Here is a 24,990-nt window from a genome sequence, read left to right as displayed (position 1 = left end):
CAATTACTATGCTTCGCTACCTCTTCACGCTTTTTATTGTTTCGATCACTCATGTAGTTCTCGGTGAACCACCGAATCGCGCCCCCACGCCGCCCCCCAATATCATCTTCATCATCGGGGACGACATTTCGGCCGAAGACATCGGTTGCTACGGTAACCCCCGTATCCGTACGCCGAACATCGACCGCATGGCGAAGGAGGGGATAAAATTCACTAATTTCTACCTTACGGCCAGTTCGTGCAGCCCCAGCCGCACGAGCATTCTTACAGGAAGGTACCCCCACAATACTGGGGCGGCGGAATTGCACACACCCCTGCCCGCTCACCTCGACTATTTTCCGGAATTGATGAAAAAGGCGGGGTACTTTACGGCGCTTTCCGGTAAGTTTCATGAAGGCCCAAACACCCGCCGCGCGTATGATGTCATGGTTACGGACCGCAAGCTGGTAGGCGAAGGCGGTGAACAACAGTGGGTACCTCTGCTGCAATCCCGCCCCAAAGACAAACCGTTCTTTTTCTGGTTTGCGGCATTCGACGCCCACCGCCCCTGGTCAGAAGTGGATAGTTTCCCGCAGCCACATAATCCCGGTACCGACGTCACGATTCCCCCTACCCTGCTGGATACCAAAAGTACCCGTGCCGATCTGGCGGCCTACTACAACGAAATCGGGCGCATCGACCGCTACCTCGGCGAATTGCAGCGCGAACTGGAACGGCAGGGCATCGCCGACAACACGATCATCATTTTTATGGCCGATAACGGACGCCCTTTCTCGGGTAGCAAGACACGCGTGTACGACACGGGGATGCGTAGTCCGTTCGTGATCAAATGGCCCGCGGGAATCAAAAAAACGGGAGCCGTGTGTGAGAGTATGGTCAGCAGCATCGACCTGGCCCCCACGCTACTGCAGGCCGCCCATGCCGGGCCATCGGCAACTGTCCAGGGTGTGAGTTTTTTTGAGCTTTTGAAGAATCCGCAAAAGAAATTTAGAAACTACGTTTTTTCGGAACATAACTGGCACGATTACGCCGCCTACGAGCGGGCGGTGCGCACAAAGGACTACCTGTACCTGATCAATCTACGTCCGGAACTTACCAACGAAGGCCCCATTGACGCCAACCAAAGCCCTTCGGCGGTTGATCTGAAAGCGGCCCGCCAGGAAGGGGCATTAACTTCCATTCAGGAAGACATCTTCCGCGCGCCGCGGCCACCCGCCGAGTTTTTTGATGTGCGGACCGATTCGATTCAGGCGAAGAATTTGATTGATGATCCGGCCTACACGCAAAAAGTAGACACCCTGAAAAAGGTACTTAAACAGTGGCAGGACGAAACGGGAGATACCTTTCCCGAAAACGGTACGCCCGACTGGTACCACCGGGACACGGGCAAACCGCTTCCCGCCAAAGACCAGCGCGGCGAAATGCCCGGCGCGGCCAAAAATGCCGATCAGATTAACAAAAAAGGACCCTTTTAAAGTAGAGATACAAATTATCCTATATGAGAACTTACAGAATTGCCTTCGCCATTTTACTATTTGCAGCACCCTTTTTGGCGCAAGCCCAGACGACCGACAAGCCTAATATCCTATGGATTGTCAGTGAGGATAATAGCCCTTTCATCGGGGCGTATGGCGACACATTCGCGACTACGCCCAACATTGACAAACTAGCCACGCAGGGGGTACTTTATACCAACGCTTTTGCGACGGCACCCGTGTGCGCACCTTCGCGCTCGACCCTCATTACGGGCATGTACCCCCCTTCGATGGGAACCGAGAACATGCGCAGTACCTACCCTGCCCCGGATTTTGTCAAGTTCTACCCCAAGTACCTGCGCGAGGCGGGGTACTATACCAGCAACAACGTCAAGAAGGACTACAATGTGGATCAGGACCAGGAGGATGCCTGGGACGAATCGAGCCATGACGCCACGTATCAGAAACGCAAGCCCGGTCAACCCTTTTTCGCCATTTTTAATACAACCATTTCGCACGAAAGCTGCGTGCATAAATCCATCCCCAACGACCAGCTCCGCCACAGTCCAGCTAAGGTACCCCTCCCCCCCTACCATCCCGACACCCCCGAGATGCGCCACGACTGGGCTCAGTATTACGACAAGGTGGAGGACATGGATACCTTCGTGGGGAAAATACTGGCCGATCTGGAAGCCTCGGGTGAGGCCGAGAATACCATCGTGTTCTACTACAGCGATCATGGCGGGGTGCTGGGCCGCAGCAAGCGGTTCATGTACGAGTCGGGACTGCACATTCCGCTGGTCATTCGTTTCCCTAAAAAATACGCGCATCTGGCACCTGGCCAACCCGGCACCAAAACCGACCGCATCGTTACCTTCCTCGACTTTGCCCCTTCCCTGCTGAGTCTGGCGGGGGTACCTATCCCCGAGTACATGGGCGGCAAAGCTTTTCTGGGCACCCAAAATGCCTCCGAGCGTGAATACGCCCACGCCTTCCGGGGCCGGATGGACGAGCGCATCGACCTGGTGCGTTCCGTACGCGACAAGAAGTACCGCTACATCCGCAACTACATGCCGCACAAAATTTACGGGCAGTACATTGAATACTTGTGGAGGGCCCCATCGATGGGCTCCTGGGAGGCCGCTTACAAGGCAGGTACTTTGAATGATGTGCAAAAAAAATTCTGGGAGACAAAGCCCGTCGAAGAGCTCTTCGATGTAGAGGCCGATCCACACAACGTCAATAATCTGGCCGGTGACCCAAAGTACGCTGTCCTTCTGAAAAAGATGCGTCAGGCCAACCACGACTATTTGGTGGAGATCAAGGACGTGGGTTTTCTCCCCGAGGGCCGCATGGAGGAAATTTCACAAACTACCCCTCTGTTCGATTACGCCCGCAGTGGAAAGTACGATGTAAAAAAGGTAATCGAAACCGCCGAAATGGCTTCAATGGGTGATCCCAGAAATCTAAAAGAACTCACTAAAAAACTGACCGATGGCGATCCTGTCATCCGGTATTGGGCCGCTACGGGTTGTACCATTCTGGGCAATAAAGCTCAAAGTGCAAAAGGTACCTTGATCAATCTGCTCAGCGATCCCGAGGTCACGGTTCGGATCGCTGCTGCCGAGGCCCTGACCAAATTGGGCGAAAAAGAGAAGGCCGTGCAAACTTTGACCGAAGCCCTGAACAGCGACATACAGATGGCCCGCGTACAGGCGCTGAACGTGCTGGAACAACTGGGCCCCGAAGCGAGCAAGGCCTTTCCGGCGGTGAAGCAGTTGATCGACCACAAGAAGAAAAACGCCGACTACGACCTGCGGGCGGCGGAAAAGATCCTGGCATCAGCGGGAAAATAAAAAGCAGGTGGCTTCCTTGGAGCAGCCTGTTTCCGGCTGGCAAGGCTTAGAAATCACTCTAAACTGCCCAGGCCTTTCGGTAAATAGTTCTGAGGTACTTCGGCTGATATCCATTTCACAAAGGGACTTATCCGCAGATTTTGGAAAAATAATGCGTAGTATTTTAAGCCGTAGCCTTTGTTTATTCCAAATCGCAATGGCCCACTGCACCTATGTAGTGGGCCATTGCGATTTGGATCGAGCACTATTCGCTCATCAAACGCGATATAGTGCTGATAAGCGGTCGCTATCCTTCTTTTGCCTGCCTTTGTTGACCTGAGCCCCGGTACTGGCGACCTGATTTTATCAACGCGTCGTTCGTGCGCGATGGCGGTGAAAAATCTTGAACTGCCTACTTTATCACCATTTTTGGATAGTGATCCCGGATGTTGTCTAAATCCAGATGCCTGGTCAATTCCGAATGATAAAACCACACGCGGATGATTTTTTCGTACCCGTCAGAGGGATGTCCGTAAAAATAAAGCATCAACACATGTGGATTCCATGGGTCAGGGAGGGACCTTTCGATCCGCGTCACTTGTGATACATATACTGGTTTGTTTATATTTCCAAAGCTGAAAAGGCTGTTAATAACATACATACAATGTGGTTAGAGGGGAAATGTAGGGGGACTGACAAATAAGTAACCTAAAATCGTACCATTCCCAGCCAAATCCAAGAAAAAGGTGACATACGGCTAAATTTTGTTGTAGTTTTAATGAAATCTTGCCTTTTGCTATTTGGTACTTCCGTAAAGAAAGTATCCCATTAAAAGAGTGAAGAGAAATTCTTAACGTGGCATTTTTTTCCTTTCAAGTACCTTCATACTTCCAAATAGCAGCTTTCCAAGGCCCATTTCTTGATTCATTTGGTGAAACACAGGCAAATTATGTGTCTATTTTTACCTTTTCGGATATTTATCACTTTTATTGTCATATATTGCGACAATACGTACGGTTTGCCTCCATGCTCTGCCGACTTAGTCTGCTGGTTGCCCATAGTAGTGAGTCTTGAAGAAAATCAGCTTTGGAGTGAAAGCATGGAGAGTCACTGTCAATACACAATGCAATCGACAGCATAGAATTAAAAAACCAGGTACTATACACACACACCTTCATTAAGTCGATTGATAGTTGCCCAGGCCTACGGCCTGGGCTTTTTTTCTGTCCCGCACCGGCCGTTAAAAGTTTTTCGAGTGGATTGTTGTCGCTACTATGATGTTCGGGGGATACGCCAGGAAGCATTAAAAGGCGTCATAAAATCACCAAATGGCGCCTACGTGGTATTAGGTAGTATACGAAGCGGTTATCGGTCTTTTTTATTAGTACATTTTGAGCATTCCTTTGCGAAACACTTACCAAAAACCCATCAGATGTCTCCCGATCCGATCAAAACCCAGGCCGAACACCCCGACAAATACCTCGCCGAACTTCCGGAAGACCGGCGGGTCGCTATGGAAAAGTTGCGCGATGTTCTGCGGAAGAACCTTCCCGCAGGCTTTATCGAAACCATGAATTATGGCATGATTGGCTATGTTGTGCCGCACCTGCTCTATCCGCCAGGTTACCATTGCGACCCCGAGCAACCGCTGCCCTTTATCAATATCGCTTCACAAAAAAATTGGATTGCGGTATACCACATGGGACTTTACGCGGATGAGAAACTGATCGAATGGTTCAAAGCAGAATTTCCAAAATACAGCAGAAACAAGCTGGACATGGGTAAGAGCTGCATTCGTTTCAAGAAAACAAATGAGATTCCTTACGAGTTGATTGGCGACTTGGCAGGGAGGATGAGCGCGGAAGAATGGATTGCTGTTTACGAAAAAAATCTAAAACGCTAAGCCCCTCACATGGAGGAATTTCTAACGATTAAAAATTTCGGTCACGAAGAACCGTACCTGGCTTTGCTGCACCTGCTGGAAGAACACACCATCCCTTACCAAACCGAGGTCTATCGCGAGCGCATCGACCCTATCAGCATGATCTCGCTCGCCCCGGAATATATTGTCAAGGTTCATCCCTCCCGTTTCTCCGAGGTAAACGAACTCCTGCACGATATGGCTGCTGACGAGGTGAGGTTTGTGGACACGAGTCACTACCTGTTTGGGTTCAAGGATGAAGAACTGTTTGATATTCTGGCCAGTCCCGATGAGTGGTCTGCCTTTGATTACCAGTTGGCCCGGCGGGTTCTGAGCGAGCGCGGCATCGATGTCGATGCCAGACTACTGGCGTTATTGAAAAAATCAAGGCTGGAGGAGCTGGCGCAACCCGAAGCAAAGCAAACGGCCAATGTATGGATTGGTTACCTTTTTGCGCTTTTTGGAGGCGTTGTGGGGATTTTTATCGGCTGGAATATGGCCACGACACAGAAAACCCTGCCCAATGGCGAGCGGGTGTACACTTTTGGTGAAAGCGACCGCAGGCATGGTAAGGCAATCATCGTTCTGGGCGTAGTGATGGTAGTTGTGTGGGCGTTGTGGAAACGAAATTCAATTTTGGCGTTAATTTCATGAGCTGGCATTTTTCTCTTAAATTTCTTTCAAAACATTAACCACCCATCTCTATGCCCATGCACTCTCCGCTATCTGCCGATTTCAAGTCTCAGTCTCTTCACTATTTCCACATAAACACCCCCCGCATTACGCGGTGCGTGGACCTCCTGAGTGAAGCCGAAGTATGGCAGCGGCCCAACGCCTCGTCCAACAGCGTCGGAAATCTGATTTTGCACCTATGTGGCAACATCCGCCAGTACATCATCTCGGGTTTGGGTCGGCAGCCCGACACACGTGAACGCGACGCAGAGTTTTCGGCCCAAGGTGGTTTTTCCAAAAAATATTTGCTCCAGAAGCTGGAAGAAACCGTGCAGGAGGCCGCAAAAGTGATCGAGTCGGCGGACGAGGCGAATCTTTTGACTGAGCGCGTGGTGCAAGGATTCACACTGACAGGTACCGGCATCGTCATTCATGTGGTGGAGCATTATTCCTACCACGCAGGACAAATCGCTTTTTGGACCAAACTACTGAAAGATAAAGATCTGGGCTTTTACAGTACTAGTGACTTGAACGCCAAGAACGAAATCTGATGGAGAAACGCGAGGATGGCATACCCACTTTCTACGCAGAAACGGCCGCAGCCTGGCGTGCATGGCTGGAAGCCAACCATATTGTCGAAAAGGGCGTATGGCTGATTATTTACAAAAAGCGAAGCAAAACGCCCAGCGTCTACTACCCTGAAGCGGTTGACGAAGCACTTTGCTTCGGCTGGGTGGACAGCAAGCCCAACAAACGCGACGCAGACAGTTATTTTCAGTACTTCTCGAAACGCAGCCCAAAGAGTAATTGGAGTGGTATCAATAAGCGCAAAATCGAGCCCCTGCTGAGAGAAAAGCGCGTGGCTCCCGCCGGATTGGAAATGGTAAAAATCGCTCAGGAGACCGGGACGTGGGACGCCCTGAATGACGTGGAAAACGGGGTCATTCCCGATGATTTGCAGGAGGCTTTCGAGCGATACCCCAATGCCATCGAAAACTTCGCGACCTTCCCGGAATCCGCAAGAAGAGGTATACTGAACTGGATTTTGAACGCCAAAAGCCCCGCTACCCGAAAGAAACGCATTGAAGAAGCCGCCGCACTGGCAGCTGAGAACAAGCGGGCCGCGCAATGGAAAAAAGGTTAAGGAATCATTTTCATAAGATAAAATGCATTCCACGCCACTTCGTATTCTCCAGAGAATCGCAAACCCTTCACCATAAACCCAAAAGTACCATCCTGTCCCCAATGCCCCATCAGATTCGTCCAATCCTAAAAGTCGGAACGGTTATTAGGTGGTCGGCCTCAATTAATAGCAAAAACAAGAGAATACTTTTCGCGGCAAGGTGTAGATTTGGACAATTGTTTTTTTGCAGAATAAACTAACCTTTCTAAACTACCCCGTTGAAATCTCTCCTGCACTATTTGTCCAAACACCAATGGCCCGCTCTGCTGTGGACGGCTCTCATCGTATTGGCTTGCAGTTGGCCAGGAAAAGATCTGCCGGAATCGCCCGTGGTAGGGTTCGACAAGATCGTACACATCGGGATGTTTCTGGGCTGGACCGTTCTGTGGCTGCTGTATTATCCGCAAAAGAAGGTTCTGATCGTTTTTCTGGGTATTGCATTCGGGATTTTCATGGAATTTTACCAGCAATGGCTCCCGTTTGATCGTACTTTCGACTGGTGGGATGCTGCGGCTGACGGCCTGGGGGCGCTGTTAGGACTGGTTAGTTTCGTCCTGTATCCTAAAAAACCATAAAAAAGCGTTAAGGTTATGTATGAAGAAATCTTTCCGGACCTATATAATCCTGCTTTACCTACTCCTCGCTGCAAGCTGCGCGGAAGCTCAGCAGGCGTATGTTTCGCTGGAAAACGGCGACTTGGTCGTTATTGATGTAGAACAATGCACGAGTCGGCGAATTGGCAAAACCAGCGTACCCATGTACGACATCGCGATTGGGCCGGGTGGTGTTATGTACGGAGTTGGGCAAGACAACAAACTATATAAAATTAATCTTGGAGACGCTTCCACTACGCTGATTGGCTCTCTGGTTCCTGAGCCGGGCGATGATTTCAATTCATTGGTGTTCAGTGCGTCAGGAATTTTGTATGCCGCGACCAATCGATCCACTATTCTCTACAAAATTGACACGACCAACGCCAAACAAACCCCACTTGGAAACATCGGTTTCAGGGCGGCAGGCGACCTCACTTTTCTAAACGGCGTGCTATACATGGCAGCCCAGAACAATTTTCTGATTCGGGTGAATGTGTCGAACCCTGAACAATCCGTTCCGGTGGGAAAGATGAACGCCGAGAGTGCTATTTTCGGAGTGGTGACGATCGGCACAATTGACTGCAAAGACGGACGGCCGAAGATGTACGCACTGGGGGGGAATTTCCTTTACGAAGTTTCTCCGGGCGATGCCACTACCAAACGCATCTGCTCCAACCTCAGCCTGAACGCCACGATCTATGGGGCAGCCTCATCTTTGGAAGCCACTGCTCAACTCCGGGCAAACGCGGGACGTGATACATTGTTGAACATTTGCGAAAATACACAGGAAATCAGGTTGGATCCGCTGATAGGACCAAAGGAATCAGCGGGTGCCTGGTATGGCCCCAATCAAACGGCTTTATCCCCTAATCCGATTGTGGATGTCTCCGGCTTGACCAGGGGTACTTATCGGTATTATTACACAGTGGGTGAGGATAATTGTGCTGACACAGCAACTGTGAGCCTCAAAGTGGACCGGCTTAGGCCCGAATTTCCGAGTGACACCACACTTTGTCAGGGAGAAACGTTACTTATCAGTCTCCGCGACTCAGCTGCCAGCTATCGTTGGCAAGACGGCAGCACCACTCCTGAATACCCGATAGCCAAGCCGGGCACCTACTCAGTGAACATAACAAAAAGCTGCGGTCAAACGGAAGCTTCTGTGGAAGTCAATTTTGAAAATTGTCAGGGTTGCAATGTCTTCATGCCTGATGCCTTTTCTCCCAACAACGATGGTCTGAACGACCTGTACGGAGCCCTTTCTGACTGTCAGTTTTCAGCGTTTACATTGAGCATCTACAACCGTTGGGGTGAAGTCGTTTTCCAATCCCAGGATTTAAATCAGTCTTGGGATGGACGCGTTGACGCCCAACCTGTGCCCCCTGGAATTTATGTCTACCGACTGAATTACCAGCTCCTTTCCAATCCCGCCCTTCCTGTGGTTCGCACTGGCAAAATCGTTTTGATTCGTTGATTTTTTTGGATCAATGTTTCAGCTGCAATACGCCACTATTGCGCAGTTCTATTTCACCCCCTTCTAGGTTCACTCCGTAAGCCAGGGCAGTGATTCCATCCACCACTACGTTGTGGCCCGTACGAATTTCAACCTGGTCGCTACCAGTCGGCACGCAGGCGCATGACCAGGTGGCTGTATCGTTCCAACTACCCGAGGCCACGCTCTCAATGAGCGGAGGTGTGTACACAATGCGGTTCAAGGTCTGGTTGCGGTTGAGGTAGTACAAGTTGCCATCCGGTCCTGTGGTCAGGTTGACAAGTCCAAAGCCAAAGTTTTCTCCAAAAAGGGAGGAAGCTGTGGCAGGCGTATTGGCCGGGTCGATAAACCTGATCCAGCCATTGCAGTAATCCATGAAAAAATACTTACCCTGGTACTGCGATGGGTAGTTGGTGTAAGAAGGCTCGAAAAATTCTCCACCCAGCACGGAGCAGCCGGTCGCATTGGTACTTCCACCAATGTTGTTGTTTTGGTAATAATAGGCAGGACCGTCAAATCCGGGCTGTGGCGGGCCTTCCTGCGTGGGCCAACCGAAATTCTGCCCGGGCGCTGTAGCATCGTTCACTTCTTCGTACTGGTTTCCCCCTACATCGTTGACAAATATTTTGCCCGTGCTGAAATTAATGTCAAAACTGTATGGGTTCCTCAGCCCGATGGCCCAGGTACGCTGACTGGCCGGGGTGGGCGGGCTGCCGTCAGGGGTAGTTGCATAAAAAGGATTATCTACTGGCGCCGAGCCGTCCGGATTGATTCGGAGAAAATTCCCCAGGTAGGTATCGTAATTCTGGGAATTAGCGGTGGAGGCATTGTCGCCGATCGAAACGTACAGCTTGCCATCGGTACCAAACTGAATGAAACCACCATTATGGTTGGTCGCCCCGCTCAAATTGTCGAATTCCAGTACCAGGTTTTCACTTCCCGGCAGCATGATATCGGGATTGGCCGGGTCGCTAGTCAGGCGAACGACCTGGTTACGGCGGGGCGAGGCATTACGGGTATAATACACATAGACGAAGCCATTGTTGATAAAATCCGGATCAAAATCGATTCCCAATAATCCCCGCTCGCCGCTCCCGTCCACCGTCAATTGGGCAAATGGAGTGGGCAGGATTGCCCCACTCTTGAATATTTTTATTTTGCCGTCCTGCTCACAAACAAACAGACGGCCGTCAGGGGCAAAAGCCATGACTGTGGGTCGGGAAATACCGCTGGCGAGCGTTTCGTAGGTGAAACCAGCGGGTAGATTCTGGGCAAAAATACTTGATAGAACCCCAAATGAGAAGAGGAACAAAAGGTAAACTGGGCGCATATTCATTCTGTCTGTTTAATACAATACAAGGATTCGCAGAATGAGGGGATATGGTAGTTTTATCCGCAAAATAGCCTTTTGCAGGCATTGATCAAAATAATCTCCGAGAATATAATATCGGTTACTACTGGGCCAGCATAAGGCTACCGCCACTAAGAAATTGCAGATTCCCGTTTTGATAAAAAACGTTCCGGGCCTGGACAGTAGTGCTTAAATCGACAGTATGCCTGGCGTTGATCCTGACGTCGGTTGAAGCAGTAGGCAAACAGCCGCACGACCAAGTGCTTGAATCGGTCCAGTTACCCGATTTGACACTCTCGATTATGTTTACCACTTGCACATTGAGCGAGCTTTGGGCCTGGCAGCCATAAGCATTCGTCGCCGATACCGTGTAGGTACCTGCCTGAGCGGATGTTGCGTTATTCAGCACAAAATTTTGTTGCGTCGAGGTAAAGCCATTGGGGCCATTCCAACTGAATCGACAGGCATTTGACGATGAAGATAAGGCTGTAATAGTCCCCCCCTGCCCCACCGTAGTAGTGCCTGAAGCCGACACATCCGTGGTGGTCGATACCGGTACATTGAGCCGCTGTGAAAGTACCGTGTTTTGAAAATTATCAATCACTTTCAGCCGATATTTTCCCGTCGAGGCAGTCCAGGTTTGCTGATCGTTAAGTACCTGGTTGCAATCGTTCTCAGGGAGCCAGCGGTAAGCGCCCCACCCGTTCGGGCCCTGGAACGTCAGCTGGTTCCCTCCGGGGCCACAGAGCACCGTGACATTGAGCGGCGGTGTGGACAGGTAAGGCGTGGAACTGGCAAAGAAAGCGTTGGTCAGGCTGTTGTCCCACGCTTGAGCCAATACGTTGAGCCCGTTGCCAGTAAAATGGATGTTATCGGAGGTGCGCAGGGCCGGGCCTTCCAGTGGATCGGTTTCGGGGCCGGCAAATACGTTAGGCAGAAAAAGATTAGGGTCACTGCCATTGATACCGATGACATCATTCTGAGCATCGATGACTGGCTGCCAGGTGCGGGAAACGCCGTCCCTGGTCATGCGTGACACCCTGGCCACCACCCAAGCCAGGTTTTCCTTTCCTGAAAGGGATCGACTGGCATTAATGATGGAACGAAGACCGTTCCGGTAACTTTCGCGACTGGTTTCCGTAAAATTGTCGTTCTCGCCCTGGTGCCAAAGTACCGCGCGGTACCCCTGCTGGGCAATGTAGTTGTTCAACGCCAGGCGCAGATGGCCAAATGGGAGCCCGGCCGGGTAGGTATTGCCAAAAATTCCGACAGTTGTAAAATTAGGATCAATGGACTCCACCCAATTGTACATGGAAGTACCCGACCATCCGGAGTTGAATATCAGGACAGGAACGTTGAGACGCTGCGCGATCAGGTCCCCAAAAATCCCCCAGCACCAGGCATAATTCCCAAAAGGAGCCGTCTTGACAAAATCATCAAGGTGAACGAACTCCGGACACGGTAGTTGCACATTGGCATACGGAGGTATTGTATTGTTATTTGGATTGATATTCTGGAAATTGATGCTGCTCACCCGGTCGTCAGTGGCGCTGGGTCCATTGGGGAGGCCATCACCGCCCGTGACGTTGGATTGTCCCGCCACCAAAAACACCTCGCCGATCCCGACGCGATCCACACTACTCAACGCCACTTCGCTGCCATTCCGAACCCCGCGAACGTCCAGCTGATACCAGCCTCCAGACACCAGGATGGAGCCGTAAAACTGCCCACCTACCGGGTTGGTCTGGATTACGGTCCAGGCCGTAGCTGTCCCCTGCCCCGCAACGCGGGGTACTACCCTTGCCTCGATCTGATCCAGGCAGTCTTCAAAAGTACCTCCTATATAAAGCGTAGCCTGGTTGGCATTATCGCGCTGAAACACCGCCCGCGAGGTCGGAAACGTCACCGTGATTTGCGCGCAAACCGCAAGCTGTAAGCCAAAATATAACCCTACGCAAAGCTGAATTCTGACGAACCAACTCATAAACGAACTACCTCCATTTCTTGTACTGATTGATTAGCGCATCCGTACTGCTGTCATGCCCTTCGATTGGCCAGTCGTTTTGCAGCTCAGGATAAATTTTATTGGCCAATTGTTTGCCCAGCTCCACACCCCACTGGTCGAAGCTGAAGACGTTCCAGATAATTCCCTGCACAAAGATCTTGTGCTCATACATGGCAATCAGACTTCCCAGTACGCGGGGAGTGATCTTTTTGACCAAAATCGAATTCGTCGGACGGTTGCCCTCGAAAACTTTGAACGGCGTTAGAAAATCTACCTGCTCTTTGCTCTTGCCTGCTGCCTCCAATTCCGAGCGGGCCTCTTCGGCCGTCTTTCCATTCATAAGCGCCTCAGTTTGAGCAAAGAAGTTCGAGAGCAACATTTTGTGATGGTCGCCAATGGGATTGTGGCTGATGGCCGGAGCGATAAAGTCGCAGGGAACGAGTTTGGTACCCTGGTGAATGAGCTGGTAAAAAGCATGCTGCCCATTGGTACCCGGCTCGCCCCAGATAATAGGCCCCGTTTCGTAATTGACCGGCTGGCCGTCGCGGCCCGTGGATTTGCCGTTACTTTCCATATCACCCTGCTGAAAGTAAGCGGCGAAGCGGTGCAGGTATTGATCGTAAGGAAGGATAGCTTCCGTACTGGCGCCAAAAAAATTATTGTACCAAATCCCCAGCAGCCCCAGCATCACGGGCATATTCCGCTCAAACTTGGTATGTCGAAAATGGTTGTCCATATCGTGCGCGCCAGCCAGCAATTGTTCGTAGTTCTGGAAACCGATATAGCAGGCGATGGACAAGCCAATGGCTGACCATAGAGAGTAGCGCCCGCCAACCCAATCCCAGAATACAAACATGTTGACCGGGTCAATACCAAATTCCTTCACCTGCTCTTCGTTGGTCGACAAGGCCACGAAGTGCTTTTTGATGTGTTCGGGATCCTCCGCCGAGTCCAGCAACCATTGCCGGGCCGTGTGGGCATTGGCCATTGTCTCCTGAGTCGTGAAAGTTTTGGACGCAATCATGAACAGCGTCGTTTCGGGGTTCAAACTTTTCAACGCTTCGGCGATGTGGGTGCCATCCACGTTCGATACAAAATGAACCTGCAATCCCTTTTTGCCATACGATTTCAACGCTTCGGTCACCATCACCGGACCGAGATCACTACCGCCAATGCCTATATTGACGATATCCGTAATTCTCTTACCCGTGTAGCCTTTCCATTCGCCGGACCGTACTTTGGAGGAAAATTCTTTCATTTTCTCCAGAACGGCGTTAATCTCGGGCATTACATCCTGACCGTCCACAAAAACCGGCTCGTTTGACCGATTCCGTAAAGCAGTGTGGAGCACGGCACGGTCCTCGGTTGCATTGATTTTCTGGCCCGTAAACATCTGCTCGATGGCGTCACCAAGCTGACATTCCTCGGCTAGCTGACTTAGGTAAACGCGGGTGCGGCCATTGATCCGGTTTTTGGAGTAATCGAGCAAAATATCGCCCAGACGAATCGAAAACTTATTGAAACGCTTCGGATCTTCCGCAAAAAGCTCACGTAAATGCTTCTTGGAGATGGTTTTGTAGTGAGATTTGAGTTTTTTATGGGCGGCAGTTTGATCGAAGGGAATGGATGGCAGCATGGGGCAGTGGTTTGCGGTTTTAGGGTAAATTCGGGCCAAAAATAGTGAAAGTTTGCTCGCAAAGACACGAAGCTACCAATTGAAGTAGTGCTTTCTTTGGGGCTTGATTGGTGGATTAGTACCCAAAAGTTTCGGTTAATACCGCGTTCAATCGACCGAAACTTTCCGAACCAGAATCCCGGTACACGATTTTTCCGGCTTTATCTATCAGGATGGTGGTGGGAAAAGTACCCACGTCGAAATGCCAAACCATTTTGTCGTAGTTGGGAGCCTCACCTCGTTTAGGCTTATACTCGATGATATTCTGCCAGTCGATGTCGTGTTTGTCAATTAATGCACTGAGTTTTGCCAGATCCTTGCTATCCTCATACGCTATGCTTACCAATTGAAACTTGGGGTCGTTTCGGTATTTTTCGTACACTTTCCTCAAATCCGGCAGCGCCTGGATGCAGGGGCCGCACCAGCTTCCCCAAAAATCGATTAGGGTATAATCGGATGTGGCTTTTAACGTACGTCCCAGTGCGTTGATACTGGAATCAGGCAGCGTCTCGTTTTGACGCACGCCTGTCTTGGCGGTACCCGGTTCCAGAACAGAAAGTACTCCTGTATCGCCAAAGTAAGAAGCGGCAATTCTGACTCTCTTATCTCCCAGACTGAAAACATCACCCACTTTGAGCTCGGGGTTAAATTGTAGGTCAATATTTTTGGTCAAATCTTTAACGTACAAATCGCCCCTCGTATAGTCGGAATTCAGTAGACTTTGAACCGTAAAGAGGTAAGGCCTTCCCTCTACATCCGCTTTTGCTTCCATTCTGCCATCCAGTTTTAGGTAGTTCATCAATGGCTTTTCCCGGGGATCTTTGAAGCTATGCCCCGCATCGGAAGGAGCCAATTTGAATTTCAAATTACGCTTATGTAGCTGTCCCTGATGATAGTAATCGTAGTTGAAGTCGAGTGTTTCAAGCGAGTCCGTTGGAAATTTTCTGTCAAAATCAGTGATTGTGAATTCGTATGCTTTGTCATCACTAAAATCGTTGTTGCTATTCAAATCAGGAATAATCACCTTTCGGTTGTTAGGCAAAAGGGCAGAGAAAACGAATAGGGAATTGACAATGTCTTTTCCCTTATAAATGTTTGACGTGTCGGTTTTGTAAGTTTCCACAACTTTGCTGAAGTACTCTTTAGAGTAATAGCCCTTCAAATAATTGGTGTACACCGACTGGTTTCTCTGTAAATTCATTACGTAAATATTGGATTCGAGCGTATCCGCAGGCATGCCTTTGAATTTACTCAAATCATTCAAATTCGTAGGAAAGTAGATCAAAAACCCTTCGAAATTTTCAGGCTGCTCAAAATTCAGGGTAGTATTTTCTTGGGCAATCAGTACGTTTGTGATTAAGCCCAGACGAAATACGAAAAAAAGCATCAGTAGCTTTTTCATTAAGTGATCCTGAAAAGGTGGATGATTTGACAATTGCTTCCCTAAGGTATAGATTTTTATAAATAAAAACGCGACCCAATGCTCTCCTACTCCGCCCAAGCCGCCATCAGCCACGGCGACGGTACTTTTACCATCGAAACCATCCAGACCTTTCCGCCGCAAGGCGACGAAGTACTGGTTGAAATAAAAGCCGCCGGAATCTGCCATACCGACTACGACTCTTTATCGTGGGGGAAGCCCATCGTCATGGGCCACGAGGGCGCGGGCGTCGTCAAAGAAATAGGGCCACTGGTAACGAAAGTAAAGCCTGGTGACGCGGTCATTTTGAATTGGGCCATACCCTGCAAAGAGTGCTTTCAGTGCCGGGAAGGCAACCAACACATTTGTGAAGTAAACTCACCCGTTACGGCTGGCAACAAGGCCAGTGGCGGCCACGCTGGATTGGAGAGGACACTATGGCAGGGAAAACCCATCGAGCGGTCGTTTAGCCTGGGCACGATGGCCGGACTGACCGTAGTACGCGAGGCGGCTGTCGTGAAAATCGACGTAAAAATTCCCTTTTCATCAGCAGCTATCGTGGGCTGCGGCGTGATGACGGGCTACGGCTCGGTCGTGAATGCGGCCAAAGTACAATCGGGTAGTTCGGTGGTAGTTCTGGGTGCCGGTGGCGTTGGACTCAATGTCATTCAGGGAGCGAGAATCTCCGGGGCCACCATGATTATCGCCGTGGATCTAAGTCCCGCTCGACTGGAAATGGCCAGGCAATACGGCGCAACGCACACCATTCAAGCCAGTAGAGAAGACCGTGGATTACAGAAAGCCGCTCAACAGGTTAAATCCCTAACCAACGATCGAGGAGCCGATTATGCTTTTGAATGCACTGCTATCCCCGAACTTGGAGCCGCGCCCCTGGCGATGGTACGCAATGCAGGCCTCGCCTGTCAGGTTAGCGGTATTGAACAGGAGATCAGCATCGATATGAGTTTGTTTGAATGGGACAAACTTTACATTAATCCTCTTTATGGCCAATGCAACCCCGAGCGTGATTTCCCTAAAATTCTTGAGCTGTACCAAGAAGGGCAGCTTAAACTTGATGAACTAGTCACGCGCACCTACCCACTGGAAGACCTGGCTCAGGCTTTCGACGATATGCACCATGGGCGCAATGCAAAGGGGGTTATTCAGTTTTGATTGAGAAAGAATTAAATTGTTCTCCCAGTACCTGTCAATCTTTCATCCCCTACCTGAAATGAGTCGTTTGCTCCTGCTTGAAGATGATCCCATTTTGTCCCGGGAGGTTAGCACCTTCCTGACTTCCAAAGGATTCGAATGTGATTGCGTGTTCGATGGCGACCTCTTTTTCCGGCAGCTTGGCTTGGCCACCTATGAAGCCTACCTACTGGATATCAACGTACCGAAACTGAATGGACTCGACGTTTGTAAGAGGATCCGTAGTGCTGATTCAACCACACCAATTGTGATGTTGACGGCCTATGGTGAAATTCAGGACAAGTTCGATGCATTCCAGCACGGAGCGGATGACTACCTAGTCAAACCTTTCCATTTGGATGAACTTTACATCCGGATTATGGCCCTGCTGCGTCGGAGCAGCCAGCCGCAGGAAAAAACGGATTTGCTCAAGGTGGCCGATCTTGAACTTGACCTGACCGAAATGAAAGTCAAGCGGGCCGGTCGATCCATTGAACTCACCCCTAAGGAATACCAGTTGCTGCTTTTCCTGGTGAAAGCCAAAGGCCGTACCGTTTCCAAACAAACCATCGCCGAAGCGGTCTGGGACATCCACTTCGAAACCAGCCTGAACACCATTGAGGTGTATATCAATTTTCTGCGCAAAAAAATCGACAAAGACCACGACAAGAAGCTCATTCATACCCGGCCCGGGTTTGGGTACTTTATTAGCGGAGAATGACCATCAAACGACGCCTTGCCATCTACGTTAGTGCCGCCTTCCTGATCCTGTTCGGCGTGGCCATTGCTTTGGTGTACCTGTCTTTTTCTTCTTTTCGACGGGAAGAGTTCAGCGATCGACTGGAGGAAAAAGCGCTTACCACCGTCGAACTTTTGCTCAAAGTACGGGAAATCGACAAGCAGATGCTGAAAATCATCGACCAGAATAGCATTAACAAGCTCTACAATGAGAAAACGCTCGTATTCGACGAGAATTACCGGCTCATTTACAGCAGCATCGACGACGCCTCTATTCGGTGGAACCATCAGGATTTGGTGGATTTAAAAAAAAACAAACGCTTTTTCAGGATTGTGGATGAAAAAGACGTTCTCGGTATATTCTATGACTTCGAGGCCGCCGATTACTACGTGCTGATTGCGGCCGAAGATCGGTATGGCAATACCAAGTTGCGGTTTCTTTTTTATTCTCTGCTCACCACCTTCCTGGTGGGTATTGCCATCGTGTGGATAGCCACCTATTTCATTATCAGGCGACTGACCAAACCTCTGGATGATTTTCAAGCCCGGATTACGCAAATCTCGGCCAACGAGCTGAGTACTCAGATTCCCATCGACTCCTCCCGCAACGACGAAATATCGTTGCTTGCGCGTGCCTTCAATCAAATGCTGATCAGGATTGAAAAAGCCTTCTCTGCCCAGCGTGCCTTTACGGCCAACGCCTCGCATGAACTCCGCACCCCCATTAGTCGCATTACGTTTCAGCTCGACAACCTTTTGGAGTCCGAAGGACTTTCTCTGGCAACCCGTCAGTATCTCCGAAGCATTTCCGGCAATGTCAGTCAGTTATCGGAGTTAATCGATTCACTGTTACTTCTGGCTAAAAACAGTCCGGTGGAATCCAATGCCCAGTTCAAAACCGAGCGAATTGACGAGCTGATTTTTGTCGCTTACGAACAGGTAAGGCGAAGTTTTCCTGATTTTAAAATGAATTTCGAAATCGTTGAAAACGAAGAACTCGCTGACGGGCTGGAAATTCTGGCGGCGAAGCCGGTGCTGGAAATTGCCATCGCTAACCTTCTGCGCAATGCATATCAATACTCCCCGGACAATTGCGCAACCGTACTATTAGAGCAAACCTCGGCAGATCACCTCACGTTAACGGTTTCAAATTCGGGAGAGCTACTTGGCGAAGCAGAGACAGGTACGCTGTTTCAGCCCTTTACCCGAGGCGCCAACGCCCGTAAGACCAATGGCTCGGGACTGGGACTCAGCATTGTGAAGCGTATTCTGGATTACCATGAAGCGACAATTCGGTATATGAATGAAAGCGGTGAACACCGATTTATTGTTACCTTCAAAACTTTAAGCAAAATTTAAGCCTGCCTTAAAGCCTGTTTAAGGTGCCTGCCGCACTTTTGTGACGAAGTAAATTTTCGTCACAGGCATGAAATTCTTTCATTTCCTTTCTGTTTTTCTCTTTCATTCTTTACTGCTGCCTGCTGCCGTAGGTCAAATGACTTTACAGCAGAGCGAAGACGCTTTCCGGCAGAATAATTTGCTGTTGCTGGCCGAGCAATACAATATCAATGTAGCGCAGGCTGGTATAATTCAGGCCCGGATCTGGGAACTACCCTACGTTTCGGTTGAGCTGAATGCCTTGAATCCGCCACAGCAACGGATACTGGATGTGGGCGGTAAGGGCCAGAAACAACTGGCAGTTCAGCAGTTGATATACATGGGGGGCAAAAAGAAGAATGAGATCGAATTCGCGAAATCAAATGTCGGGCTAGCTGAATTGCAATTCGAGCAACTCGTGCGCAACCTGCGATTTCAACTCCGGCAGCAGTATTTCAGCCTGTACTTCGATCTCAGGAAAATCGAAAGTATTACCTCCCAGGTCGCTCGTGTAGACACGCTCATCCAGGCTTATACCGTACAGGTGCAGAAAGGGAACATTCCCCTGAAAGACCAGGTACGTCTGCAGTCGCTGGCTCTGAGTTTAAGGGACGACCTTGTTTCGTTACAAAGCGATGTGTTTGAGGAGCAGCGGCAACTTAGTTTGTTAACGGGTACGACCGAACCCATCGTACCTGTCCTCGCTGAACGTGAATTGGTTGAGCGGTACGAAAAAGCCATCACACCCAACGTGGATGAATTGCTGGAATTGGCAAAAGAAAGCAACCCCGATTACCGCCGTTTTCTGAAACTCATGGAAAACAATGAGCTCTACGCCCGCTGGCAGCGATCGCTGGCCACGCCTGACCTGACCGCCGGAGTTTCCTACGACCAGCGCGGGGGGGCTTTCAACAATCAGGTAAACCTTACGTTCGGCTTGCCGCTTCCGCTCTGGAATCGCAACAGGGGAACTATCAAGATTGCCGAGTGGCAGTTGAACCAATCCCGGCTGCTGAAGGACTTCCAGTTGGAGGACATAAGAAATCAGATTGTGGCCAGTCTGCGCACTTGGGAACAGCAGAGTCTGCGGTACCGGCAACTGGCCACCAGCACCCAAAATTTCGACCTCGTTTATAATTCAATCGTTCAGAATTTCCGCCGAGGAAACATCTCAATTCTGGAATTCACCGATTTTATGGAAAGCTATAATCAGAGTATTCTGCAAATGATTGAATTGCGAAAGCAACTGATCCTTTCAGAAGAAAATGTGAATCAGGTAATAAACGCAACGGTATTTTGAAAGTGCCCCAAAGTTACTGAGGCACAAAGTGGCATAGTCTCTCACGACCGCCTGCAGAAAAATCACTCATCACTCCATGAAACAATTAAAGTTTTTCCCTCTACTCATCATCCTGGCGGCCTGCGGGCATGAGACGCCACCCAAAGATGATATCGACCAGACCTTCGTAATGAGCGACAAGACGCTTTCTACCACCAGGTTGGCCGAAGCCAAGATCGAGCCCCTGCGCAACGAGTTAGCCTTTTATGGAAAGATCACCGCCGATAACAACAAGTTGATCGAGGTGTATCCCGTTGTGGGTGGCAACGTTACGAAGGTATTTGTGGAATTAGGGGATTATGTCAAGAAAGGGCAGCTGCTGGCGACGATTCGTAGTACCGACGTAGCGGGTTTCGACAAAGAGCTCGACGATGCCCAGAACGATGTACTGGTCGCCAAAAACAATCTCAAGGTGGCCCAGGAACTCAACGAAGGCAAGCTTAATGCAGACCGCGACGTAGTGGAGGCGAAAAGCCAACTTGACAAAGCCAACTCGCAGCTGAGCCGCGTGCAGGAGACTTTTAAAATTTACAGCATTAAGAAAGGCGCAATCTACGAAGTGCGCTCACCGCTGACCGGCTTCATTATCCAGAAGGATATCAATCAGGACGAGTTGCTTCGCAGCGATCGCAGCGATAACATTTTTGACATTGCCCAGATTGACGATGTCTGGGCAATCGCCAACGTCAACGAGAGCGACATCGACCAGGTGCGTCTTGGTGTGGACGCCAATGTGACCACCCTCAGCTACCCTGATAAAGTGTTCAAAGGGAAAGTCGATAAGATATTCAATATCATCGACCCCGATACCAAGGCGATGAAAATCCGCATTCAACTCAGAAACCCCGACTACCTGCTCAAACCCGAAATGCGGGCCTCCATCAAGCTATCCTTCACGGAAGGCGGGAATTCTATGCTGACTGTTCCCTCGTCCGCGATCATTTTTGATAAAAGCAAAAACTTCGTGATGGTTTTCAAAGACCGCCACACGATCGACACCCGGGAAGTGGAGGTTTACCGTCAAATCGGTGACGTCACCTACCTGTCAGCGGGTCTCAAACCCGGCGAACGAGTGATGACTGCCAACCAGTTGCTGATTTATGACGCATTGAACGATTAAGCCATGAACAAATTCATTAGAGGCATCATCGCTTTTTCGCTTAAAAACAAAGCCTTCACGTTCTTCTGGGTGGGTGTGCTGGCTATTTCGGGGTTCGTGGCTTTTAAAAATATGCCCATCGAGGCATTTCCCGATGTGACCAACACCCAGATCATCATCGTGACGGAGTGGAACGGTCGCTCTGCCGAGGAAATCGAGCGGTTTGTGACTACCCCCATCGAGATCGCCATGAACTCGGTACAGAAGAAAACGAGCGTCCGCAGCATCACCATGTTCGGGCTTTCTGTCATCAAGATTATCTTCGATGACGAGGTGGAAGACGCTTTTGCCCGGCAACAGGTCAACAACCAGTTGCGCACGATATCCCTGCCCGAAGAAGTAGAACCAGACGTGCAGCCACCCTACGGTCCGACGGGCGAGATTTTCCGCTACGTCCTCGAAAGCCCCACCCGCGACACCCGCGACTTGCTGACAATCCAGACCTGGACCATCGACCGTCAGCTCCGGGCCATCCCCGGCGTGGCCGACATCGTGGCTTTCGGCGGTCAGGAAAAAACGTACGAGGTAAGCGTGGACCCGAATCGCCTGGCCAAGTACGATATCAGCCCCCTGCAAGTGTACGAGGCGGTGCAGGAAAGCAACGTCAACGTGGGTGGCGATGTCATCGAAAAAAACGGTCAGGCTTACGTGGTGCGGGGTGTTGGATTGCTCAATTCCGAGCAGGACATCGGAAATATCATCATCGACGATGCGGACGGTAATCCGATACTGGTCAAGAACGTGGCCGACATCCGGGAGAGCTCCATGCCTCGCGTGGGTCAGGTAGGCCTTGACAGCAGCGACGACGTGGTGGAGGGTATCGTGGTGATGCGCAAAGGCGAAAACCCGAACGAAGTACTCGCCCGCGTAAAAGAGAAAATCACTGAACTCAACGAGCGTGTGCTGCCCAAGGATGTGAAGATGGCGACCTTTTACGACCGAGATAATCTGATGAATTTCACGACGCATACCGTGATGCATAACGTCGTTGAGGGTATCGTGCTGGTTACGGTCATCGTGTTTCTTTTCATGGCCGACTGGCGAACTACCCTTACCGTATCCATTGTCATTCCGCTGGCTTTGTTATTCGCAATTTTGTGCCTGAAAGCGAAGGGAATGAGTGCCAACCTGCTATCGCTGGGCGCGGTGGACTTCGGCATCATCATCGACGGGGCCGTGGTTATGGTCGAGGGGATTTTCGTAGCTCTGGATCATTTGGCGATCAAGCAGGGCATGGAGAAGTATAATAAGCTGGCCATCGGCAGCGTCATCAAGAAGACGGGCACCGAGATGGGCAAAGCCATTTTCTTCTCCAAACTCATTATCATCACCGCTTTGCTACCCATCTTTTCCTTCCAGAAAGTGGAAGGAAAAATGTTCAGTCCGCTGGCCTACACGCTGGGTTTTGCCTTACTGGGGGCTTTGCTGTTCACGCTGACGCTGGTGCCGGTACTATGCCATCTATTTTTGAATAAAAACGTCCGCGAAAAGCATAATCCATTTGTCAATTTCTGGAATCGAATCGTTGAAAAAGGCTTCCGCTGGACTTTTACCCATAAAAAACTTACTGTGCTGGTGTCCGTGGTCGTCATTTGCGTCACCTTCCTGTCGGCCAGCCTGCTGGGAACCGAGTTTTTGCCTCAACTCAATGAAGGTGCCCTGTGGGTAGAGGCCAAGCTACCGATGAGTTACAGCCTTCCCGAAACGGTGCGGATGACCGCCACTCTGCGCAAGGAATTAGGCGAGTTCCCGGAAGTGAACGGGGTACTTTCTCAGGCCGGCCGGAGCAACGATGGCACCGATCCTAGTGGCTTCTACTACGTGCAGATGCAGGTTAACCTCAAACCCAAAGATGACTGGGCCCGAAAAATTTCGATGGACGACCTGGTGCGCGAGATGAACGATTCGCTCTCCAAGTACCAGGGTATCGGCTACAACTACTCCCAACCCATCATCGACAACGTGGCCGAGAGTGTCGCGGGCATCAACGCCTCCAACGCCGTTAAAATATACGGCGACGATCTCGACAAACTTGACGGGCTGGCCAACCAGGTAATCAAGGAAATTGAACACGTTCCCGGTATCGAGGATGTAGGCATCCTGCGCAACGTGGGGCAGCCCGAGTTGAGCGTGATTCTTGACCGTGAGAAAATGGCCGCATACGGCATCAAAATTGCCGATGCCCAGGCAGTACTGGAAATGGCATTCGGTGGCAAGACTGCCACCCAAAAGTACGAGGGGGAGAAAAAATTCGACGTGCGGGTGCGCTACTCCCGCGAGTACCGGAAAGACGATAAGGATATGTCGGCCCTGAAAGTACCCGCCATCAATGGCACCAAAATTCCGCTGAAGGAAATCGCCACCATTCGACGCTCCACAGGTCCGGCTTTTATCTACCGCGACAACACCAAGCGATTCATTGGTGTGAAGTTCTCAGTTCGTGACCGCGACTTGGGCAGCACCATTGCCGAAGCGCAGAAGAACGTGGGCGAAAACCTGAAACTACCGCCGGGTTACAGCGTGGGTTGGACGGGCGAGTTCGAGAATCAGGTACGAGCCACCAAGCGGCTGGCGCAGGTAGTTCCCATCAGTCTGATCGGCATTTTCGTGATTCTATTCGTGATGTTCGGCAATATCAAGGATTCGCTGATCGTGCTGACGAATGTACCATTCGCCCTCATCGGGGGAATTATCGCCCTGCACCTGACGGGCATCAACTTCGGCATCTCGGCGGGTGTGGGCTTCATCGCCCTGCTGGGGATATGCATTCAGAATGGCGTGATCCTGATTTCGGAATTCCATAACAACCTGCACCGGCGAATGCCTTTGGCATTCGCGATCCGTGAGGGCGTGAAAGTGCGAACCCGTCCCGTAGTCATGACGGCCCTCATGGCTTCCATCGGCCTTATGCCCGCCGCACTTTCCACAGGCATCGGCTCCGAATCGCAAAAACCACTTGCGGTAATCATTATAGGGGGCTTAATCACCGCAACTGTGCTAACGTTGCTGGTATTCCCCATAATCTTCTGGGGTTTTTATCGCAAAAAAGAGAAGCCTATTAACGAAAACAGTCAACCCGAAGGAGAGTTGGCACTGGCAAACGCATAATATTTCATAGGTTCTGGTAGGCAAAAAAGGCAAGTCCAATGGACTTGCCTTTTTTATACTTTTATTTTTTTCTTTTCTATTCACATTTGCTGTAAGTGTTCTCCGCACCGAAAAAGGTAAGAATAAGCTGCTCGTCGGTCAGTTGCTCAAGGCCGAATGTACGGGTACCGTTGTTGTTTCCGCCTACCTGAATTATTTCAATCGTTTTTTCGTCGGACGACAGTGTCCAGCGACCTGTCTCGACTTTACCTTCGTATCGTTCCTGAACCGCCCCATCGCTGTTGAAATTCAAGTCGTTCAGCAGCTTTTTGTCATGGCACCACCACTTGGACGTGAGCATGGTTCTGACGTCGGGTTTCACATCTTTACTTTTACAGGAAAACATGAACGCTAAGCTAAACATGAGCATCCAGCAGGCAACTGTCCTATTTTTCATGGGGTATCTAAGGTAATGAA

19 protein-coding genes are annotated in these 24,990 nt (G+C 50.4%); 14 read left to right on the top strand and 5 right to left on the bottom strand.

Features of this window, described 5'->3' with window-relative positions:
* Positions 1-8 precede the first annotated feature (8 nt).
* The 8 genes from IE117_RS09785 to IE117_RS09750 all read left to right on the top strand — a co-directional run bounded on the left by IE117_RS09785 (position 9) and on the right by IE117_RS09750 (position 9,153).
* Complete coding sequence (locus IE117_RS09785; RefSeq protein ID WP_189564093.1) at positions 9-1,475, top strand: sulfatase family protein; 1,467 nt, start codon at positions 9-11, stop codon at positions 1,473-1,475.
* 23 nt (positions 1,476-1,498) lie between these two features.
* Entirely contained in the window at positions 1,499-3,331 is a 1,833-nt protein-coding gene (locus tag IE117_RS09780) for a sulfatase-like hydrolase/transferase (RefSeq protein WP_189564092.1), read from the top strand.
* Between the two features lie 1,165 nt (positions 3,332-4,496).
* Positions 4,497-5,213, top strand: coding sequence for a DUF1801 domain-containing protein (locus tag IE117_RS26475; protein WP_308439277.1), 717 nt, complete (start codon positions 4,497-4,499; stop codon positions 5,211-5,213).
* 9 nt (positions 5,214-5,222) lie between these two features.
* A complete protein-coding gene (locus IE117_RS09770) occupies positions 5,223-5,885 on the top strand; it encodes a hypothetical protein (protein ID WP_189564091.1) in 663 nt (220 codons plus the stop codon).
* Positions 5,886-5,935: 50 nt separating this feature from the next.
* Positions 5,936-6,454: a DinB family protein gene (locus IE117_RS09765; protein WP_229580589.1), complete on the top strand. Its 519-nt coding sequence runs from the start codon at positions 5,936-5,938 to the stop codon at positions 6,452-6,454.
* Positions 6,454-7,047, top strand: coding sequence for a YdeI/OmpD-associated family protein (locus IE117_RS09760; protein WP_189564090.1), 594 nt, complete (start codon positions 6,454-6,456; stop codon positions 7,045-7,047). The genes IE117_RS09765 and IE117_RS09760 overlap by 1 nt, the downstream gene beginning before the upstream one ends.
* A 257-nt stretch (positions 7,048-7,304) precedes the next feature.
* Positions 7,305-7,661 (top strand): VanZ family protein, encoded by a 357-nt coding sequence (locus IE117_RS09755; RefSeq protein WP_189564089.1) that lies wholly within the window; start codon positions 7,305-7,307, stop codon positions 7,659-7,661.
* 19 nt (positions 7,662-7,680) lie between these two features.
* Positions 7,681-9,153, top strand: coding sequence for a T9SS type B sorting domain-containing protein (locus IE117_RS09750; RefSeq protein WP_189564088.1), 1,473 nt, complete (start codon positions 7,681-7,683; stop codon positions 9,151-9,153).
* Positions 9,154-9,163: 10 nt separating this feature from the next.
* Here IE117_RS09750 and IE117_RS09745 read toward each other — a convergent pair whose 3' ends face one another.
* From IE117_RS09745 to IE117_RS09730, 4 genes are all read right to left on the bottom strand, one after another.
* Positions 9,164-10,507 carry a PQQ-dependent sugar dehydrogenase gene (locus tag IE117_RS09745; RefSeq protein ID WP_189564087.1) on the bottom strand — a complete coding sequence of 448 codons (1,344 nt, stop codon included), beginning with the start codon at positions 10,505-10,507 and terminating at the stop codon, positions 9,164-9,166.
* Between the two features lie 118 nt (positions 10,508-10,625).
* Positions 10,626-12,506, bottom strand: a complete 1,881-nt coding sequence (locus tag IE117_RS09740; protein WP_189564086.1) for a sialate O-acetylesterase — start codon at positions 12,504-12,506, stop codon at positions 10,626-10,628.
* 7 nt (positions 12,507-12,513) lie between these two features.
* Entirely contained in the window at positions 12,514-14,163 is a 1,650-nt protein-coding gene (pgi, locus tag IE117_RS09735; RefSeq protein WP_189564085.1) for a glucose-6-phosphate isomerase, read from the bottom strand.
* A 115-nt stretch (positions 14,164-14,278) separates the two neighbouring features.
* Positions 14,279-15,604: a TlpA family protein disulfide reductase gene (locus tag IE117_RS09730; RefSeq protein ID WP_189564084.1), complete on the bottom strand. Its 1,326-nt coding sequence runs from the start codon at positions 15,602-15,604 to the stop codon at positions 14,279-14,281.
* Positions 15,605-15,682: 78 nt separating this feature from the next.
* Here IE117_RS09730 and IE117_RS09725 point away from each other — a divergent pair, with 78 nt between their 5' ends.
* The 6 genes from IE117_RS09725 to IE117_RS09700 all read left to right on the top strand — a co-directional run bounded on the left by IE117_RS09725 (position 15,683) and on the right by IE117_RS09700 (position 24,534).
* Positions 15,683-16,795, top strand: a complete 1,113-nt coding sequence (locus tag IE117_RS09725; protein WP_189564083.1) for a Zn-dependent alcohol dehydrogenase — start codon at positions 15,683-15,685, stop codon at positions 16,793-16,795.
* A gap of 58 nt (positions 16,796-16,853) precedes the next feature.
* On the top strand, positions 16,854-17,534 hold the full coding sequence (locus IE117_RS09720; protein WP_189564082.1) for a response regulator transcription factor: 681 nt from the start codon (positions 16,854-16,856) through the stop codon (positions 17,532-17,534).
* Positions 17,531-18,910, top strand: coding sequence for a HAMP domain-containing sensor histidine kinase (locus IE117_RS09715; RefSeq protein WP_189564081.1), 1,380 nt, complete (start codon positions 17,531-17,533; stop codon positions 18,908-18,910). Before IE117_RS09720 ends, IE117_RS09715 begins: the two co-directional genes overlap by 4 nt.
* A gap of 67 nt (positions 18,911-18,977) precedes the next feature.
* Positions 18,978-20,228 carry a TolC family protein gene (locus IE117_RS09710; RefSeq protein WP_189564080.1) on the top strand — a complete coding sequence of 417 codons (1,251 nt, stop codon included), beginning with the start codon at positions 18,978-18,980 and terminating at the stop codon, positions 20,226-20,228.
* 76 nt (positions 20,229-20,304) lie between these two features.
* Entirely contained in the window at positions 20,305-21,387 is a 1,083-nt protein-coding gene (locus tag IE117_RS09705) for an efflux RND transporter periplasmic adaptor subunit (RefSeq protein WP_189564079.1), read from the top strand.
* Between the two features lie 3 nt (positions 21,388-21,390).
* Complete coding sequence (locus tag IE117_RS09700; RefSeq protein WP_189564078.1) at positions 21,391-24,534, top strand: efflux RND transporter permease subunit; 3,144 nt, start codon at positions 21,391-21,393, stop codon at positions 24,532-24,534.
* Positions 24,535-24,610: 76 nt separating this feature from the next.
* Here the strand turns inward: IE117_RS09700 and IE117_RS09695 are convergent, their stop codons facing one another.
* Complete coding sequence (locus IE117_RS09695; protein ID WP_189564077.1) at positions 24,611-24,970, bottom strand: hypothetical protein; 360 nt, start codon at positions 24,968-24,970, stop codon at positions 24,611-24,613.
* Between the last annotated feature and the right edge of the window lie 20 nt (positions 24,971-24,990).

This window comes from Persicitalea jodogahamensis, from assembly GCF_014651615.1.
In the GTDB taxonomy this organism is placed as follows: Bacteria; Bacteroidota; Bacteroidia; order Cytophagales; family Spirosomataceae; genus Persicitalea; species Persicitalea jodogahamensis.
Note: the sequence above shows the minus strand (reverse complement) of the source record. Positions and strands in the feature narration are given on the sequence as shown.

Excerpts from the sequence above, each read along its gene's own strand:
- IE117_RS09745 (WP_189564087.1), bottom strand. The coding sequence starts at position 10,507 with ATGAATATGCGCCCAGTTTACCTTTTGTTCCTCTTCTCATTTGGGGTT.
- IE117_RS09720 (WP_189564082.1), top strand. The coding sequence starts at position 16,854 with ATGAGTCGTTTGCTCCTGCTTGAAGATGATCCCATTTTGTCCCGGGAG.
- IE117_RS09740 (WP_189564086.1), bottom strand. The coding sequence starts at position 12,506 with ATGAGTTGGTTCGTCAGAATTCAGCTTTGCGTAGGGTTATATTTTGGC.
- IE117_RS09770 (WP_189564091.1), top strand. The coding sequence starts at position 5,223 with ATGGAGGAATTTCTAACGATTAAAAATTTCGGTCACGAAGAACCGTAC.
- IE117_RS09700 (WP_189564078.1), top strand. The coding sequence starts at position 21,391 with ATGAACAAATTCATTAGAGGCATCATCGCTTTTTCGCTTAAAAACAAA.
- IE117_RS09785 (WP_189564093.1), top strand. The coding sequence starts at position 9 with ATGCTTCGCTACCTCTTCACGCTTTTTATTGTTTCGATCACTCATGTA.
- IE117_RS09715 (WP_189564081.1), top strand. The coding sequence starts at position 17,531 with ATGACCATCAAACGACGCCTTGCCATCTACGTTAGTGCCGCCTTCCTG.
- pgi (WP_189564085.1), bottom strand. The coding sequence starts at position 14,163 with ATGCTGCCATCCATTCCCTTCGATCAAACTGCCGCCCATAAAAAACTC.
- IE117_RS09705 (WP_189564079.1), top strand. The coding sequence starts at position 20,305 with ATGAAACAATTAAAGTTTTTCCCTCTACTCATCATCCTGGCGGCCTGC.
- IE117_RS09765 (WP_229580589.1), top strand. The coding sequence starts at position 5,936 with ATGCCCATGCACTCTCCGCTATCTGCCGATTTCAAGTCTCAGTCTCTT.
- IE117_RS09760 (WP_189564090.1), top strand. The coding sequence starts at position 6,454 with ATGGAGAAACGCGAGGATGGCATACCCACTTTCTACGCAGAAACGGCC.
- IE117_RS09725 (WP_189564083.1), top strand. The coding sequence starts at position 15,683 with ATGCTCTCCTACTCCGCCCAAGCCGCCATCAGCCACGGCGACGGTACT.
- IE117_RS09710 (WP_189564080.1), top strand. The coding sequence starts at position 18,978 with ATGAAATTCTTTCATTTCCTTTCTGTTTTTCTCTTTCATTCTTTACTG.
- IE117_RS09730 (WP_189564084.1), bottom strand. The coding sequence starts at position 15,604 with ATGAAAAAGCTACTGATGCTTTTTTTCGTATTTCGTCTGGGCTTAATC.
- IE117_RS09780 (WP_189564092.1), top strand. The coding sequence starts at position 1,499 with ATGAGAACTTACAGAATTGCCTTCGCCATTTTACTATTTGCAGCACCC.
- IE117_RS09695 (WP_189564077.1), bottom strand. The coding sequence starts at position 24,970 with ATGAAAAATAGGACAGTTGCCTGCTGGATGCTCATGTTTAGCTTAGCG.
- IE117_RS09750 (WP_189564088.1), top strand. The coding sequence starts at position 7,681 with ATGAAGAAATCTTTCCGGACCTATATAATCCTGCTTTACCTACTCCTC.